This is a genomic window from Paenibacillus sp. FSL W8-1187, from assembly GCF_037965485.1.
Lineage (GTDB): Bacteria > Bacillota > Bacilli > Paenibacillales > Paenibacillaceae > Paenibacillus_O > Paenibacillus_O pasadenensis.
This window is the reverse complement of record NZ_CP150181.1, coordinates 4,930,795-4,946,599: the sequence shown is the minus strand read 5'-3', so window position 1 is coordinate 4,946,599 and position 15,805 is coordinate 4,930,795. Positions and strand designations below refer to the sequence as shown.

The 15,805-nt window shown below is 65.7% G+C and carries 15 protein-coding genes; 12 read left to right on the top strand and 3 right to left on the bottom strand.

What is annotated here, in order from left to right; genetic code table 11:
- Nucleotides 1-209: 209 nt before the first annotated feature.
- The 5 genes from NYE40_RS21405 (at nucleotide 210) to fumC (ending at nucleotide 4,075) form a co-directional block, all read left to right on the top strand.
- Complete coding sequence (locus tag NYE40_RS21405) at nucleotides 210-410, top strand: hypothetical protein (RefSeq protein ID WP_339278918.1); 201 nt, start codon at nucleotides 210-212, stop codon at nucleotides 408-410.
- A gap of 169 nt (nucleotides 411-579) precedes the next feature.
- The gene (locus NYE40_RS21400) at nucleotides 580-768 is read left to right on the top strand and encodes a hypothetical protein (protein ID WP_028598583.1); all 189 of its coding nucleotides are present in this window, start codon (nucleotides 580-582) and stop codon (nucleotides 766-768) included.
- 114 nt (nucleotides 769-882) lie between these two features.
- A complete protein-coding gene (gene map / locus NYE40_RS21395) occupies nucleotides 883-1,659 on the top strand; it encodes a type I methionyl aminopeptidase (protein ID WP_028598584.1) in 777 nt (258 codons plus the stop codon).
- Between the two features lie 248 nt (nucleotides 1,660-1,907).
- Nucleotides 1,908-2,576: a bifunctional 2-keto-4-hydroxyglutarate aldolase/2-keto-3-deoxy-6-phosphogluconate aldolase gene (locus tag NYE40_RS21390; RefSeq protein ID WP_028598585.1), complete on the top strand. Its 669-nt coding sequence runs from the start codon at nucleotides 1,908-1,910 to the stop codon at nucleotides 2,574-2,576.
- A 110-nt stretch (nucleotides 2,577-2,686) separates the two neighbouring features.
- Complete coding sequence (gene fumC, locus NYE40_RS21385; protein WP_339278917.1) at nucleotides 2,687-4,075, top strand: class II fumarate hydratase; 1,389 nt, start codon at nucleotides 2,687-2,689, stop codon at nucleotides 4,073-4,075.
- A 124-nt stretch (nucleotides 4,076-4,199) separates the two neighbouring features.
- Here the strand turns inward: fumC and NYE40_RS21380 are convergent, their stop codons facing one another.
- Nucleotides 4,200-4,577, bottom strand: coding sequence for a potassium channel family protein (locus tag NYE40_RS21380; RefSeq protein ID WP_101807774.1), 378 nt, complete (start codon nucleotides 4,575-4,577; stop codon nucleotides 4,200-4,202).
- A gap of 974 nt (nucleotides 4,578-5,551) precedes the next feature.
- On the opposite strand from NYE40_RS21380, the gene NYE40_RS21375 reads away from it, so the two are divergent.
- From NYE40_RS21375 to NYE40_RS21355, 5 genes are all read left to right on the top strand, one after another.
- Nucleotides 5,552-7,570 (top strand): ABC-F family ATP-binding cassette domain-containing protein, encoded by a 2,019-nt coding sequence (locus NYE40_RS21375; protein WP_339278916.1) that lies wholly within the window; start codon nucleotides 5,552-5,554, stop codon nucleotides 7,568-7,570.
- A 6-nt stretch (nucleotides 7,571-7,576) separates the two neighbouring features.
- Nucleotides 7,577-8,227, top strand: a complete 651-nt coding sequence (locus NYE40_RS21370) for a fumarylacetoacetate hydrolase family protein (RefSeq protein ID WP_101807744.1) — start codon at nucleotides 7,577-7,579, stop codon at nucleotides 8,225-8,227.
- 234 nt (nucleotides 8,228-8,461) lie between these two features.
- The gene (locus NYE40_RS21365) at nucleotides 8,462-9,052 is read left to right on the top strand and encodes a ribonuclease H-like YkuK family protein (protein ID WP_101807773.1); all 591 of its coding nucleotides are present in this window, start codon (nucleotides 8,462-8,464) and stop codon (nucleotides 9,050-9,052) included.
- 262 nt (nucleotides 9,053-9,314) lie between these two features.
- Nucleotides 9,315-10,493: an ABC transporter permease gene (locus NYE40_RS21360; RefSeq protein ID WP_339278915.1), complete on the top strand. Its 1,179-nt coding sequence runs from the start codon at nucleotides 9,315-9,317 to the stop codon at nucleotides 10,491-10,493.
- Between the two features lie 28 nt (nucleotides 10,494-10,521).
- Nucleotides 10,522-11,112, top strand: coding sequence for a TetR family transcriptional regulator (locus NYE40_RS21355; RefSeq protein WP_339278914.1), 591 nt, complete (start codon nucleotides 10,522-10,524; stop codon nucleotides 11,110-11,112).
- A 104-nt stretch (nucleotides 11,113-11,216) separates the two neighbouring features.
- Here NYE40_RS21355 and NYE40_RS21350 read toward each other — a convergent pair whose 3' ends face one another.
- A complete protein-coding gene (locus tag NYE40_RS21350) occupies nucleotides 11,217-11,684 on the bottom strand; it encodes a DNA starvation/stationary phase protection protein (RefSeq protein ID WP_339278913.1) in 468 nt (155 codons plus the stop codon).
- A gap of 207 nt (nucleotides 11,685-11,891) precedes the next feature.
- On the opposite strand from NYE40_RS21350, the gene NYE40_RS21345 reads away from it, so the two are divergent.
- On the top strand, nucleotides 11,892-14,114 hold the full coding sequence (locus tag NYE40_RS21345) for a methyl-accepting chemotaxis protein (protein ID WP_339278912.1): 2,223 nt from the start codon (nucleotides 11,892-11,894) through the stop codon (nucleotides 14,112-14,114).
- A 202-nt stretch (nucleotides 14,115-14,316) separates the two neighbouring features.
- On the opposite strand, the gene NYE40_RS21340 is transcribed toward NYE40_RS21345, so the two are convergent.
- Nucleotides 14,317-14,721: a secondary thiamine-phosphate synthase enzyme YjbQ gene (locus tag NYE40_RS21340; RefSeq protein ID WP_101807739.1), complete on the bottom strand. Its 405-nt coding sequence runs from the start codon at nucleotides 14,719-14,721 to the stop codon at nucleotides 14,317-14,319.
- 168 nt (nucleotides 14,722-14,889) lie between these two features.
- Between NYE40_RS21340 and galU the strand changes: the two genes are divergently transcribed.
- The gene (galU, locus tag NYE40_RS21335; RefSeq protein ID WP_146000452.1) at nucleotides 14,890-15,771 is read left to right on the top strand and encodes a UTP--glucose-1-phosphate uridylyltransferase GalU; all 882 of its coding nucleotides are present in this window, start codon (nucleotides 14,890-14,892) and stop codon (nucleotides 15,769-15,771) included.
- Nucleotides 15,772-15,805 lie beyond the last annotated feature (34 nt).

Genomic DNA, 15,805 nt, shown 5'->3' with positions numbered 1-15,805 from the left:
TGATTGAGGAGCGGATATTTCGGGTAATGGGCTGAAAAGCTTGTCCTTTTTCGCCGATACTCCTAAGAAGAACGAGGAATGCCAGCTGCCTGCCGCACAGGGCTCGAACAGGGGGAATGGAAGGAAGCCGCACGGTTGTAAGCGCCTCTTCCGATACGCTATACTTCTCTGGATGGGAGTTATTGGAGAAGCGAAGGGAGGCGGCGCGGATGGTGGTCAAAGGCTGGGTGACAGCGGTTACCCTTGGATTCGGAGTGCTGGTCGCCATCGTCGTCGTGATCGCTTATCTGCGTCTCTACACCCGTCAGCGTCAGGATGGAACCGTCGAGCAGGCCGGAGACGGCCGGCCGCGATCGGGGCCGGACCGTCGGTCCGATCCGAACGATCCGCCGGGTCAGGCGGACCAATGATTGGAATTTTATTTCCTATCCGTGCATCAAGTGCTATAATAGTGTGAAAAATAAAAACATTCACTCATCTGCCGTGGAGTGCCTGCAGCGTAGGGGAGCGGCCGGACGCCGCTGTTTTCTCGATTGGGATGTTTCGGACTGACCATCCACTGTAAGAGGAGGAGATTTCATGGCCAAGCACAGCCAGAATGAAGTCAAGGAAAGCCTCAAGGAACTCACGAGAATTTTTCAGCCCAAGGATCCGCGCAAGTTCGTCAAGGACTACATCCGCAAGTATCGCATCACCGGCGGCTATGAGGACGAATTGACCTCTCTGGTGGAGCATGAAATGGGCAGAATGAAGTCTTCCGTCAGCTGATCGGACATGAGATGAACATACCGGCCCGCCCTTCCTTCGCGGAAGGCGCGGGTCTTTTTTTGCGTCTCCCCCGAATAAGATGTAGCAAGCTTTAGGAAGCGGGGGTGGCGCCGGATGGCGGAATGGAAGTCGGAAGAAGAGATCGCCTGCATCCGCAGAGCCGGACAGATCGTGGCCGAATGCCACGAGGCGATCGGGCGGAGGATCGCTCCGGGAGTGACGACGCTGGAGATCGACCGCTTTGTGGAAAGGCTGATGGCCGAGCGCGGGGCGAGGCCGGCGCAAAAAGGCTATTGCGGCTATCCGTTTGCGACATGCGCGTCGGTGAACGAGGTCGTCTGCCACGGGTTCCCGGACTCGATTCCGCTGCAGGAGGGAGATCTCGTCACGATCGACATGGTAGCCGATGTCGACGGCTGGAAAGCCGACTCGGCCTGGACGTACGCGATCGGCCGGCCGCAGCCGGAGGCCGCGCGCCTGATGGAGGCGGCCAGGCGGGCGATGCTGCGCGGCGTCGCCGAATGCCGCGCCGGGCGGAGAATCGGCGACATCGGCGCGGCGATCGTCAAGGAAGCGCGGGCGCATGGCTGCTCGGTCGTCGCGACGTTCGCCGGCCACGGCATCGGCCAGTCGATCCACGAAGCGCCGGAGGTCGGCCACACCGGGCTGGCCGGCAGCGGCGCGCGGCTCGAGCCCGGCATGGTGCTCACCGTCGAGCCGATCCTTGCCGCCGGCGACGGCGCTGTGTGGATCGACCGCGACGGCTGGACGGCGCGGACGCGCGACCGCTCCTGGTCGGCCCAGTTCGAGCATACGGTCGCGGTGACGGAGCAGGGACCGGTCATCCTCACCTGCCTGCAGGGCGCGGCGGGCCATGCGGTTATCCCCTGAATTGTCCACATATGCACAAAAAATACCCCCAGTATCCACAACTGACCTGGGATAAGGGAAAGCTTCTCCTTGCGCGCGCTTCCATGCGGGCAGGAGCGGCTTTTTTGGGCTTGCCTTTCCCCATGTGGACAACTTTTGCGAGCTTTTCGGAAGGAAATGAAGCGCCGGGCTGTGGATAAACGGTTGACGATCGGACGGGACGGATGAGACAATGAATCCGGTTATCATGGGGAGGGAATGGTCGAATGCTGAACAAGTTGAGAGTGACCGCCGCGGTCGCGGAAGCGGGCGTCGTGGCGGTGCTGCGCGCCGACTCCGCCGAGGAGGTCGTCCGCATGGCGCGCCATGCGGTCAAGGGCGGGATCAAGGCGATCGAGATCACGATGACGGTGCCGGGCGCGCTGCGCGCGATCGAGCAGCTGGCCGCGGAGTATTCCAGCAAAGCTGATCCGGCCTCGGACAAGCATGCGATCATCGGCGTCGGCACGGTGCTCGATCCGGAGACGGCGCGCGCGGCGATTCTCGCCGGCGCGGAGTTCGTCGTCGCCCCTGCGTTCAATCCGGACACGATCAAGCTCTGCAACCGCTACGCGGTGCCGATCCTGCCGGGCGCGATGACGATCCACGAAATCCAGAGCGCGCTTGAGCTCGGCGTCGACATCGTCAAGCTGTTCCCCGGCAGCGTCTACGAGCCGAGCGTCATCTCGGCGATCAAAGGGCCGCTGCCGCAGGCGAACGTCATGCCGACCGGCGGCGTGTCGCTCGGCAACCTGCGCGAGTGGGTCAAGGCCGGAGCGGTGGCGGTCGGCATCGGCGGCGACCTGACCAAGGAAGCGGTCAAGACGGGCGATTTCTCCTTGATCGAGCGGCAAGCGGCGGCGTACGTGCAGGCCTATCGCGACGCCAAGGCGCAGTAAGTCCGAAGAAGCGGCTCCCGCGGTGGCGGAGGGCCGCTTTTTCCGTTAAAATGGATAGCGGCAAACCAAACGGAAAGCGGTTCAACGAGTTCAAGGAGGCGGAGAAACGAATGACGGAATATCGGATTGAAAAGGATACGATGGGCGAGATCAAGGTTCCGGCGGACAAGCTGTGGGGCGCGCAGACGCAGCGCAGCCGCGAGAACTTCAAGATCGGCTGGGAGAAGATGCCGCTCGAGATCGTGAAGGCGATGACGATCGTCAAAAAGGCGTCCGCGCAGGCGAACGCCAAGCTCGGCGTGCTGGAGCCGGAAAAGGCCGAGGCGATCTGCCGCGCGTCCGACGAGATCCTCGAGGGCAAGCATGACGGCGAGTTCCCGCTCGTCGTCTGGCAGACGGGCAGCGGCACGCAGACGAACATGAACTGCAACGAGGTCATCGCCCGCCGCGCGAACCAGCTGCTCGAGGCAGCGGGCTCGTCTACGCGCATCCATCCGAACGACGACGTCAACCGCTCCCAGAGCTCCAACGATACGTTCCCGGCTGCGATGCACATCGCGGCCGTCCTCGCCGTGCAGACGCGCCTGCTGCCTGCGCTCGAGACGCTGAAGGCGACGCTGCACGAGAAGAGCGTGCAGTTCGACGACATCGTCAAGATCGGCCGCACGCATCTGCAGGACGCGACGCCGATCACGCTCGGCCAGGAGATCAGCGGCTGGGAAGCGATGCTGGAGAAGTCCAGCTGGATGCTGACGAGCAGCACCGACGCGATCCGCGAGCTCGCGCTCGGCGGCACGGCGGTCGGCACGGGCATCAACGCCCACCCGGACTACGCCGTGCAGGTGGCGGCCGAGGTGGCCGAGATTACCGGCCACAACTTCGTCACCGCCTCCAACAAGTTCCACTCGCTCACGTCTCATGACCAGATCGTCTGGGTGCACGGCGCGATCAAGGGCCTCGCGGCCGATCTGATGAAGATCGCCAACGACGTGCGCTGGCTGGCGAGCGGTCCGCGCAGCGGCATCGGCGAGATTACGATTCCCGAGAACGAGCCGGGCAGCTCGATCATGCCGGGCAAGGTCAACCCGACGCAGGCGGAAGCGATCACGATGGTCGCCTGCCAGGTCATGGGCAACGACGCGGCGATCGGCTTCGCGGCCAGCCAGGGCAACTTCGAGCTGAACGTGTTCAAGCCGGTCATCGCCTACAACTTCCTGCAGTCCGTCGTGCTGCTGTCCGACTCGATGCTGTCGTTCAACGAGCACTGCGCCGTCGGCATCGAGCCGAACCGCGAGACGCTGCAGCGCAACCTCGACCAGTCGCTCATGCTGGTGACGGCGCTCAACCCGCATATCGGCTACGAGAACGCCGCCAAGATCGCCAAGCAGGCGCATAAGGACGGCACGACGCTCAAGGAGAGCGCGCTCAAGAGCGGCCTGCTCACCGCCGAGCAGTTCGACGAGTGGGTTCGTCCGGAGAAGATGACCGGCAAGCGCTGAGCAGGCGCAGAAAAGAAGGACGCCAGCGTCCTTGCAGCTCGATGCAGCCCTTGCAGACGCCAAAAAGCTCGCCCCGCGAATGATTCGCGGAGCGAGCTTTTTGCCATGCGAACGTTTCGTCCCGTCAAGCGTCGGGACCGTCTGCCGCCGGCTCGGCCGCGTCCGGGCTCTTGGCCTTGCGGCGGCTGCGCCCGAGGCGGACATGGCTGGCCAGGATGCGGATGAAGCCGAACATGATGCCGATGCCGGCGAACACATAGACGATCGTGAACGCCTTGCCGAAGTCGGTCGCCGGCTCGAGGCTCGAGCCGACTGTCGTGAGCGTCGTCACGCAGAAGTAGAGCGCGTCGATCGTACGCCATCCCTCGACGCCGCGGTAGAACATCGTCCCGGACAGCAGCGTCACGGCGAGGATGAAGAACAGCCCTTGGAACTCCTTGTCCTTGAAGGCATGGAAAAAGGCGGTAAGCAGCCGCTTGCTCGTCACGATAAAGGAAAACATCGATCCCTCCGAAGCCTGGACGGGGCGCGCCCCGCCGGAATGCTCCATAGTGTACCACGCTTTGCGGCGGTCTTCAAAAAAGCGAGGCAGCGGGAAAGAGCGAAGCCGCTGCCGGACGAAGGCCGATCTGCGGCGGACAGAGCTTGGCCGCTGCCGAAGGGAGCCCGGCCGCTGCTGGCGTGCCCCCGGCCGTGAACCGGGCCAACCAAGGCAGAAATGTGCCTTGGATCCGGCGTGACGGCCGGAAGCCGTGCCAACCAAGGCAGAAATGTGCCTTGGATTCGGCGTGACGGCCGGAAGCCGGCCCATCCAAGGCAGAAATGTGCCTTGGATCTGGCGTGACGGCCGTGAAACGGCCCAACCAAGGCAGAAATGTGCCTTGGATCCGGCGTGACGGCCGTGAACCGGCCCAACCAAGGCAGAAATGTGCCTTGGATCCGGCGTGACGGCCGGAAGCCGGCCCAACCAAGGCAGAAATGTGCCTTGGATCCGGCCCGCCGGCCGGAAGCCGTCCCATCCAAGGCAGAAATGTGCCTTGGATCCGGACCGCCGGCCGTGAGCCGGCCCATCCAAGGCAGAAATGTGCCTTGGATCCGGCGTGACGGCCGGAAGCCGTGCCAACCAAGGCAGAAATGTGCCTTGGATCCGGCCCGCTGGCCGTGAGCCGGCCCATCCAAGGCAGAAATGTGCCTTGGATCCGGCCCGCCGGCCGGAAGCCGGGCCAACCAAGGCAGAAATGTGCCTTGGATCCGGCCCGCCGGCCGGAAGCCGGGCCAACCAAGGCAGAAATGTGCCTTGGATCCGGCGTGACGGCCGAAAGCCGGGCCAACCAAGGCAGAAATGTGCCTTGGATCCGGCCCGCCGGCCGAGGCCGCATGAACGCCTGTCGCCGCCTGTGGTATGATGGGAGGACGAACGTCCGGCCCGTCACGGGCCGGATCCGCGACCACAAGGAATGAGGAAAGAGGACTGCCATGCATCTGTTATCCATCGAGCATCTGACGAAGACATACGGAGAGAAGAAGCTGTTCGAGGACGTCAGCTTCGGCATCTCCGAAGGCGACAAGATCGGCATCATCGGCGTGAACGGCACGGGCAAGTCGACCTTCCTCAAAGCGATCGCCGGCATCGAGCCGGCCGATTCCGGCAAGGTTGTCATCCCGCCGCGCGTAAGCGTGCGCATGCTGCTGCAGAATCCCGAGTTCGATCCGGAGGAGACGGTGCTGGAGCATGTGCTTGGCGGCGATACGCCGCAGCTGCGCGCCGTGCGCGAGCATGCCGCGGCGCTGGAGGGGCTGGAGCTGCATCCGCAGAGCGAGGAGCTGCAGCAGCGGCTGCTGCGGGCGGGTGCGGCGATGGACGAGCTGGACGCCTGGCAGCTCGAGAGCGACGCCCGCACGGCGCTGTCCAAGCTCGGGCTGCGCGATCCCGAGGCCCGGCTCGGCACGCTGTCCGGGGGCCAGCGCAAGCGCGCGGCGATGGCGGCGGCGCTGCTGTCGCCGTCGGACGTGCTCATCCTCGACGAGCCGACCAACCATATCGACAACGAGTCGGTGGCGTGGCTGGAAGGCATGCTCCAGAAGCGGCGCGGCGCGCTGCTCATGGTGACGCATGACCGCTACTTCCTCGACCGCGTGAGCAACCGGGTCGTCGAGCTGGACCGGGGGCGCGCGTTTTTCTACACGGCCAACTACAGCCGCTTCCTCGAGCTCAAGCTCGAGCGCGAGGAGCGCGAGGCGTCGAGCGAGGCCAAGCGGCAAAATCTGCTGCGCAACGAGCTCGCCTGGATCCGGCGCGGGGCGAAGGCCCGCTCGACCAAGCAGAAGGCGCGCATCGAGCGCTTCGAGGCGCTGAAGGCGTCCGGGCCGGACAAGACGTCCGGCAAGCTCGACCTGTCCGTCGCCTCGTCGCGGCTCGGCCGCAAGATCGTCGAGCTGGACGGCGTGGCCAAGCGCTACGGCGAGCGGACGCTGATCGCGGACTTCAGCTACATCGCCGTGCCGGAGGACCGCGTCGGCATCATCGGGCGCAACGGCAGCGGCAAGTCGACGCTGCTCAAGCTGATCGCCGGCCGCCTGCAGCCGGACGCCGGCGAGGTGGCGATCGGGCCGACGGTGCGGATCGGGTACTTTTCCCAGGAGCATGAGGAGATGGACGAGTCGATGCGCGTCATCGAGTACATCCGCGAGCAGGCCGAGCAGGTGCGCACGGCCGACGGCACGACGATCTCCGCGGGCCAGCTGCTGGAGCGCTTCCTGTTCCCGCCGGCGATGCAGTGGTCGCCGATCGCCAAGCTGTCCGGCGGAGAGAAGCGCCGCCTGCAGCTGCTGCGCATCCTGAGCGGAGCGCCGAACGTGCTGCTGCTCGACGAGCCGACCAACGACCTGGACATCGCCACGCTCGGCGTGCTGGAGGACTACCTGGAGGACTTCCCCGGCGTCGTGCTCGTCGTCTCCCATGACCGCTACTTCCTCGACCGCACCGTCGAGCGCATCTTCGCCTTCGAAGGCGGCGGGACGATCGTCGAGCATACGGGCAACTACTCGGAATACGAGGAGAGCCGCGGCAAAAAAAGCCTCGCCGAGCCGGAGCAAGCCGGCGCGGGCGGACGCGGCGGGGCCGGAGCGGCCCCGGGAGGCAAGGGCGCTTCGGCCGCTGCCGGAGGGGACCGGCCGGCCGGCGGCTCCGCGCCGCCTGGCGAGCCGGCCGACGCCGCAGCCGGGGCGGCCCGCCGCGAGCCGAAGCTGCGCATGTCCTATCAGGAGCAGAAGGACTTCGAAGCGATCGACGGCCGGATCGAGGAGACCGAGGCCAAGCTCGCCCGCGTGCACGAGGAGATGGGCGAGATCGGCAGCGACTCCGTGCGCCTGCAGCGGCTGATGGCCGAGCAGGCGGAGCTGGAGGCGCGGCTCGAGGAGCTGCTGGAGCGCTGGACGTACTTGAACGAGCTGTCCGAGCAGATCGAAGCCCAAAAAACGAAGCCGAGGAGCTGACCCGATATGAGCGAAAAAGAGTTCGACCTGGAATCCGTACGCAACATCTACTGCATCGGCCGCAACTACCGCCTGCACGCCCTGGAGCTCGGCAACGAGGTGCCGAAATCGCCAATGGTGTTCACCAAGCCGACCCACGCGCTCGTCCCGATGGACGGACGCGAGGTCGAGCTGCCGGGTGCGGAAGGAGAGGTGCATTTCGAGCTGGAGATCGTGCTGCGCGCCGGCCGCGACTGGGAGCCGGGGCTGCCGGCGGACGAGCTGTTCGACGCGATGGCGCTCGGGCTCGACCTGACGCTGCGCGACGTGCAGAGCCGGCTCAAGGAGAAGGGCCATCCGTGGCTCGCCGCCAAAGGCTTCCTCGGCTCGTCGCCGCTCGGACCGTGGCGGCCTTATCCGGGCCTTGAGGGACTGAAGGGCGCGGACTTCTCCTTGCTGCGCGGAGCGGAGGTCGCCCAGCTCGGCAATGCCGCGGACATGATCTTCGCGCCGGATGTGCTGGCCGAGCATATCGGCTCCCGCTACGGGCTGCGCCGCGGCGACATCCTCTACACCGGCACGCCGGCCGGCGTGGCGGCGCTGCTCGACGGCGAGACGCTGACCGCGCTTTGGAACGGAGAGCCGGCGGGCTCGCTTCAGGTGAGGCTGCGGCCCTAGGCTTTCCTTGGCCGCTTGCGGACGGGCGGACCTGCCGCCATTCGCTGCCAGGCGGGGGAGCGGCGGCTTCCCTTCTTCGCTGACGAAAAGGCTGCTGAGACAGGCAGCCTTTTTTGCTTTCTCGGCAAAAGTGCGTCCGCCGCCCGCCGAGCCCTCGTTCATAGCCTTCTCCGTCCCCGCATAAGCTGTTCGAGAGGACCCGAGCACCAAAGCAGCAGCGAGGACGGTGAGTTGGTGACGAAGTTCAAACGAAAGCCGGAGGCGCATGACCGGGCCAACCGGCTGCGGTTCCACAACGTCAAGGAGCAGCATCTTTCGGTAGGAGACGTAGCCGACCGGCTGCTGCGCTTTGTCGCGGAGGACCCGCGGGCGAGCTATCACTTCGCGATCGGGACGGACTGCCAGGTGCACCCGAGCCATACGAAATTCATCACCGGGCTCGTGCTGCATCGGGTGGGCCGAGGGGCCTGGGCCTGCTACCGGCCGTACGTGCTCGGCCGCGAGCTGGATTCCATCCGCGAGAAGCTGGCGCTGGAGACGTCGCTGTCGCAGGAGATGGCCGCCCATCTGGAGGAGCTGAGCGTCGTGCCCCGCATGGAGGAGCTGCTGCTGCCGCATCTGTACCAAGGCGCGGAGCTGCGCGCCTTCATCGACATCGACGCCGGCACCGAGCCGTGCCTCAACCCGACCGCGCTGTACGTGCAGGAGATGATCGCCCGCGTGGAGACGATCGGGAGCTACGTGCCGCGCGTCAAGCCGGAGGCTTACTGCGCCTCCAGCTACGCCAACCGCTATACGAAGCGGCCGGCGAAGTTCGTCATGTAGCGCCGCCGGAAGCGGCGGAGCCGTGCTCAAAAGCCGTTTGCGGGCAGCCGCAGACGGCTTTTCGGCATGACGGGGCTTTCGGACTTCCGACCTTTCGGCGTCCGACCTTTCGGGGGCGAAACGCTCCGCCGAGCCGCCATGCCGAAAAGCGTTTTCGCGAAAACGCTTCATAAAAAAGAGTTTGACAACCAAAACAAATCCCCGTAAAGTTGAACCGTTGTTTTAAACAACCGTTTAAATCAAAGGATAGGGGATCGAACGAATGAATCAAGCCTTCAAGGCCTTTCTGCAAAGGCCGACGACAAAAGCGGGCATCGCCACGGCGCTGCTCATGCAAGTGGTGTTCTCCATCATCTGGATGACCGGATACAGCGGCGTGAACGATCGGATCGGCCAGCTGGCGATCGCCGTCGTGAGCGAGGATCGTCAAGCGGGCGACCAGCTGGCGCAGCAGCTCGTGCAGCAGCTGCCGTTCCGCATGGAGCAGTCGGACAGCCTGGCGGCGGCGAGGCAGGAGCTCGACGAGCGCGAGGTGCAGATGGTCGTGCACATTCCGGCGGACTTCACGGCGAGCGTGTCGGATCCGCAGGGCAAGGCTTCGCTGCACTACTTGCTCAACGAGTCCAACCCGGTCATGATCAAAAACGTGATGAGCTCGGTCGCGGCGCAAATTACGGCCGAGGCCAATGGCCGCGCCGCCGCGCAGGGCATCCAGGGCGCGCTGGCCGCGCAGGGCATGCCGCAGGAAGCGGCGGCGGCCGCCGCCGGCAGCCTCGCGCAGCGGGTCGAGGCCCAGCTGGAGTCGCTGCATGCCGTGGACGGCATGAACAACCAGATGGTGCCGATGATGCTCGTGCTGGCGTCCTGGGTCGGAGCGATGATCATGGCGCTGAATTTCTTCCAGTCCGGCATGGCCGTCGCCCATTCGACGACGAAATGGCAGCGCTTCGGGGTGCAGGCGTCGCTGACGGTCGTCATCGCCTTCGTCGTCTCGCTCGTCTCGGCAGGGCTGCTGGCCGCGCTGGGCGGCCAGATGGAGAGCGGCTTCCTGAGCGTCTGGCTGTTCATGCTGCTCATCCTGCTCAGCTTCATGTTCGTGTCGCAGATGGTGCTGCAGGTGCTCGGCATGGCCGGCATGTTCCTCAACATCATCCTGCTGTCGATGCAGCTGGTGAGCTCCGGAGCGATGCTGCCGCGCGAGCTGCTGCCGTCGTTCTACCATGGCATCGGCGAGTGGCTGCCGGCTACGCGCGCCGTCGAAGGCATGATGAATCTGCTATTCGGCGGCTCGTCGACCGGTCCGGACGTGCTGGCGCTGGCGCTGACCGGCGCGGGGGCGCTGCTCGTCAGCGTGGCTGCCGTCGCGCTCAAGAAGGCCGGAGCTCCGGCGCAGCGCGCCGCTTCGCAGCCGGCGCCGCAGCCGGAGCCGTCGGCCCGCTGAGCGGGGACGGACGGACAGGAGGCGGCTTATGGGCAAGGTAGACGTGCGCGTCCGCATGCTGCGGGCCGCCAAGAAGCTGTTCGCGGAGCATGGCTTCGAAAAGACGACCATCCGGCAGATCTGCGAGGAGGCCTGCGCCAACGTAGCGCTCGTCTCCTATCATTTCGGCGGCAAGGACGGCGTCTTCGCCGCGATCTTCAACGAGTACTTCCCCGACCGGGACATCCGGTCGCTGGCGCCGGGCCCCGATCCCGAGGCCGATCTGAAGGTCATCATCCGCGAGATGACGCGGTTCCGCCGCCGCGAGCCCGAGCTGATCGCGATCATCCAGCAGGAGATGGCGCTGCGCTCCCCGCGCCGCGAGATCATCCAGTCGCACAAGTCGCTCATCCAGGTCCGCCTGCGGGAGTGCCTGGAGCGCGGCCGGGCGGAAGGCTGCTTCCGCTTCCGCTCGCTCCATACGACGCAGCTGTTCGTGATGGGCGCGCTTCTCGCCAACACGAGCATGATCGACATGCACGGCGTGCCGGAGATCGAGCGGCTGACCGCCGACGAGGTCGTCGCGGACTTGACGGCCTTCATCCTGGCCGCGGTCCGAGGGGATGCTGACAGGAGCTAAAGGCGTGGCAAAAGGGCCGCTTTCGAGCAAGCCGGCATCGACCGGCTTCTCGAAGGCAGCCCTTTTTGGCATTCGACAGGGGAGGCGGGAGGAGCTTGAAACGATTAGGCGGAGGCGAACGCGTCCAGCATCCAGGCATGCTTCTCGATGCTTTCGCGGATGCCGAGCAGCAGGTCGGCGGTCGCGTCGTCGCCCGCCCCCTCGGCGTCGGCGATCGCTTGGCCGAGCTCCTGCGCGAGCGTCCGGTAGTCGGAGGCGACGGAACGGACCATCTCGATCGCGGACTCATCGCCGGAGCCTTCCTGCAGCGTCGCCGCGGCCAGGAACTCGCGCATCGTGGACAGCGGGCGGCCGCCCGTGGCGAGCACGCGCTCGGCCAGCTCGTCGACGCGGGCCGCGGCTTCCCGGTACAGCTCCTCGAACTTGGCGTGCAGCGTGAAGAAATGCGGCCCTTTCACGAGCCAGTGGAACTGGTGGAGCTTGGCGTACAGGACGCTCCAGTTGGCCAGCTGGAGATTGAGCGCGGCGTGGACGGCGGCGGCATCGACGGCTTTCGTGTTCGTTTGGGTCATGAGGGAACAGCTCCTTTGATTTATTTTGTATTTGTTATTAGATTAAAATTATTATAAATAAGCTGATTTGTCAAGGACATCCTCCGCATGGAGCCGGTTATTCTTTTTGAAGAGATGGCCGTCCTCCCTTTCAACGAAGCGCCGTCGGACCGATAACGTAATCAAATCCGTTAGAGAGACAGATGAGGACAAGAGGGGGAGAACGCCATGTTTGACTGGCTTGGCTTTCGAACGGGGCTGCCGCTGTGGATATCCTGCCGCCTGAACCGCGGCCGGACGGAGGACGTGAAGGAGATCTTCGAGGGCATCGCGGCCACGCGGGCGGCGCTGCTGCAGGATTGGGCGGAGGAGTATTGGGGCCATATGAAGCGGCTGCGCCAGCAGCTGCAGCAGGAGGCCGGGGACGGAGGCGTGCAGGCGCTGCTGGCGGGCGGAGGCGGCGTCGATTCGCTGCGGGCGGCATATGGACGGGCGGGCGATTTCACGGAGCTGTTCTTCCTCGACCGGGAGGGATTCGTGACGGCATCGACTTTACCGCGTCACAGCGGGACTGCCTACTCGGAGGAAAGCGAAGAGGGACTGGGTCTCGGGCTCGCGTATGCGAAGCGCATCGGCGGGCGCTGCCTGTTCGGCCCGTACCGGGACGAGCGGACGCTCGAGGCCGGGCCCCGTTCGTCGAGCTTCCACGACCGCATCACGCTGCTGTTCATCGAGCCGGTGCTGGAGGACGGGCGGTGGAGCGGAGCGCTCTGCGGACGAGTGCCGGGGGATGTGCTCGGCGATCTGATCCAGCGCGAGTCCGGGCATGTGTATCCCGATTCGGGCGACAACTATCTGTTCATGGCCAAGCCGGAGATCGACCGCAGGATCGAGCCCGGCACGGCGCTGTCGCGCAGCCGCTTCGAGGATCGGACCTTCACGCATGGGGACAACCTCAAGGACGGAGTGCGGACCGATTATGGCGTCGTCGGCATCCGGGAGCATACCGAGCTGGAGCTGCGGTTCACCGATCCGGCGACGGGGGAGCTGCATCCCGGCGTGGCGAATACGATCCGGAACGGCTCCAACCTGTTCGTCGAGTTTCCAGGCTATTCGGACTACCGGCATATCCCCGTCATCGGCAAAGGCGTCACCTTCCGGCTGCCGCATCACCCCGATCTGTGGGGGATGATGTGCGAGGGCGATCTGGAGGAGGTGTACCGGATCCGGGGCATCGACTGGCAGCACCGGCGGAGCTCGGCGCTGTCGCTGCTGGCCGGGACGGCGCTGTTCGCGCTGCTCCTGGCCGTCCTGCTCAGGCTGGGCGCGGATCCGCTGACGCAGGCTGCCGCGGCCGTCGCGGCGTACGTCGTGCTTGGCGCCGCCGGCTCGCTGGCGGCCCGCCGCCGGGTGACGAGGCGGACGGCGGAGCGCCTCGGGGCGATCGCCCGCTTCATCCGGCTCAACGCCGAGGGCGGGGGCGATCTGACCCAGCGGCTGCGGACCGAGACGTTCGCGGGAGACGAGACGCGCGAGCTGGCCAAGTGGATCAACAACATGATCGACTCGCTCGAGGGCATCATGCTGCGCGTGCGGACCGCCTCCGGCGACGTCCGCGTCAGCCAGGGCGAGCTGAGCCGCAAGGCGGCCGAGCTGGCCGAGCGGACGGAGCGGGTCAGCGGCTCGATGGGGCAGATGATCGCCGGCACGGCCGCCCAGCTGGGCGACATCGAAGGCGCCAAAGCTTCGGCGCGGCAGATGCGGGAGCAGCTGCAGGAGCTCGAGGAGCAGGCCAGCCGCGAGATCAGCGTGGCGCGGAGCGAGGTGGAGCGCATCGGAGAGGCGATGGGCGCGATATCGGGTCGCATGGAGCAGTCCGGGCAGACGCTGGACGGGCTCGTGCAGGCGGTGCATCAGGTCGGCGAGGTGCTCGGAGCGATCGAGCAGATCTCGGCGCAGACGCATCTGCTCGCGCTGAACGCCTCGATCGAGGCGGCCCGTGCGGGCGAGAGCGGCCGCGGCTTCGCGGTCGTCGCCGGCGAGATCCGCAAGCTGTCGGAGATGACGCGCCAGTCGACGGAGCATGTCCGCTCCATCATCGGGGGCATCCAGGGCGAGGCGGAGCGCGCGACGGCCTCGATGGCCGAAGGCAGCCGCGCCGTCGAGACCGGACGGCAGCTGGCCGAGGCGGCCGGCGCCATGCTCATGGCCGCCGCCGCAGGCGACGGCCGCAAGGGCGAGGTTGCCGGCGAGGTCGCGCGGCTGATGGAGAGCATCGCGGAGGTGAGCCAGCACAACCGCCGGATCAGCGCCGAGGCGGAGCGCCAGATGCAGGAGCTGCAGAGGGAGATGGCCCAGGTGCAGGCGACCGCCGGCGAGGCCGAGGCAATCACCGGCCAGCTGCAAGGCATGGTCGGCCAATTCCACCTGACCGAATCGCGCGTGCGCTGAGACCGGTCGGCAGGAGGCGCCGCAGCGCGGCCATTTGCCCGTAAAATGTTCAAGGCCCGACCGGATCTCGCGATCCGATCGGGCCTTGCTGCGTTTCAAAAGCGCTGGCCGCCGCTGGAGCCGTCACGATGCCGAAGTACCGGCTGCCTCGACACGGCTGCCGGGAGCGAGCGCGGTCGCGCTATGGGAGCGGCGCCGGAGCCTAGCGGTCGCCGGTGATGCGGAGGCGGTACTCGCGCGTCCTCGGGCCGTCGAACTCGCAGAAGTAGATGCCTTGCCAGCGTCCGAGCGCGAGGCGTCCGCCTTCGATCGGGACGAGCTGGCTCGTGCCCGTCGTGAGCGCCTTCAGATGGGCGGCCGTATTGCCCTCGGCATGCCGATAGCCGGGATGCTCCCACGGATAGATCTCGTCCAGACGGAGCAGGATGTCGTGCTTGACGTCCGGATCGGCGTTCTCTTGGATGGTTAATCCAGCCGTCGTATGGGGACAGTATACCAGGACTTCTCCGCTCTGAATGCCGGCTGCCTGCACATGGGACTGGACCTGCCGGGTAATGTCGATCATTTCATCGCGCCGCAGCGTGCGCAGCGTTTCGGTGATCCGCATGGGCCTCGCTCCTATCCTTATTTGGCTTTCCAAAACCAAGCATCGCTGCCATCATAACCTCTGGTGGCGCGATCCTTCAACAATTGGTAAACTTATGGAACAAGCGGCGAATCCGTCCCGGACTGTCCGATCTTACATATCTTGCATCTCTTAAGGAGTGGTTCAATCTTGACGCATATCCGCAAAGCCATTATTCCAGCCGGCGGGCTGGGCACTCGCTTCCTTCCGGCGACCAAGGCGCAGCCGAAGGAAATGATGCCGCTGATCGACAAGCCGGCGATCCAATACATCGTCGAAGAGGCGGTCGCCTCCGGCATCGAGAGCATCATGATCGTGAGCGGCCGCAACAAGCGGGCGATCGAGGATCATTTCGACAAGTCCGTCGAGCTGGAGGCCGAGCTGGAGGAGCGGGGCAACGAGGAGATGCTCGAGCTCGTCCGCGGCATCTCCAAGCTGGCCGACATCGTCTACGTGCGCCAGCGGGAGCCGCTCGGGCTCGGCCATGCGGTGCTGTGCGCGCGCAGCTTCATCGGCAGCGAGCCGTTCGCGGTGCTGCTCGGCGACGACATCCTGCGTTCCGAGCAGCCCTGCCTGGGCGAAATGATGAACTACTACCGCGATACCGGCTCGTCGGTCATCTCCGTCATGGAGGTGCCGTGGGACCAGACGCATAAATACGGCATCGTCGATCTGGAAGGCGACGGCCTGTTCCCTCGCATCCGCAATCTCGTCGAAAAGCCGGCGCCCGGAGAAGCGCCGTCCAACTGGGCGGTCGTCGGCCGGTATGTGCTCGATCCGGCCATATTCCGCCTGCTTGAGCGCGCCGAGCCCGGCAAGGGTGGCGAGATCCAGCTGACGGACAGCCTGCAGAAGCTGAACTCCGTGCTGCCGATGCACGCCTACAAGTTCCAGGGCCGCCGCCACGACGTCGGCGACAAGCTCGGCTTCGTGCAGGCGACGATCGACATGGCGCTCGAGCGGGACGATCTGGCCGAGGCCGTGCGCGACTACATGCGGAGCAAGCTGCATCCGGAGCCGGCCGCGACCTGATCCCCAGGCGTCATTCGCGCCAAGCCATCTTTGC

Bases quoted from the DNA above. Each gene is read 5' to 3' on its own strand.
- NYE40_RS21350 (WP_339278913.1), bottom strand. From the start codon at position 11,684: ATGACCCAAACGAACACGAAAGCCGTCGATGCCGCCGCCGTCCACGCC.
- NYE40_RS21340 (WP_101807739.1), bottom strand. From the start codon at position 14,721: ATGCGGATCACCGAAACGCTGCGCACGCTGCGGCGCGATGAAATGATC.
- NYE40_RS21375 (WP_339278916.1), top strand. From the start codon at position 5,552: ATGCATCTGTTATCCATCGAGCATCTGACGAAGACATACGGAGAGAAG.
- fumC (WP_339278917.1), top strand. From the start codon at position 2,687: ATGACGGAATATCGGATTGAAAAGGATACGATGGGCGAGATCAAGGTT.
- NYE40_RS21345 (WP_339278912.1), top strand. From the start codon at position 11,892: ATGTTTGACTGGCTTGGCTTTCGAACGGGGCTGCCGCTGTGGATATCC.
- NYE40_RS21355 (WP_339278914.1), top strand. From the start codon at position 10,522: ATGGGCAAGGTAGACGTGCGCGTCCGCATGCTGCGGGCCGCCAAGAAG.
- NYE40_RS21405 (WP_339278918.1), top strand. From the start codon at position 210: ATGGTGGTCAAAGGCTGGGTGACAGCGGTTACCCTTGGATTCGGAGTG.
- NYE40_RS21400 (WP_028598583.1), top strand. From the start codon at position 580: ATGGCCAAGCACAGCCAGAATGAAGTCAAGGAAAGCCTCAAGGAACTC.
- NYE40_RS21380 (WP_101807774.1), bottom strand. From the start codon at position 4,577: ATGTTTTCCTTTATCGTGACGAGCAAGCGGCTGCTTACCGCCTTTTTC.
- NYE40_RS21370 (WP_101807744.1), top strand. From the start codon at position 7,577: ATGAGCGAAAAAGAGTTCGACCTGGAATCCGTACGCAACATCTACTGC.
- NYE40_RS21360 (WP_339278915.1), top strand. From the start codon at position 9,315: ATGAATCAAGCCTTCAAGGCCTTTCTGCAAAGGCCGACGACAAAAGCG.
- map (WP_028598584.1), top strand. From the start codon at position 883: ATGGCGGAATGGAAGTCGGAAGAAGAGATCGCCTGCATCCGCAGAGCC.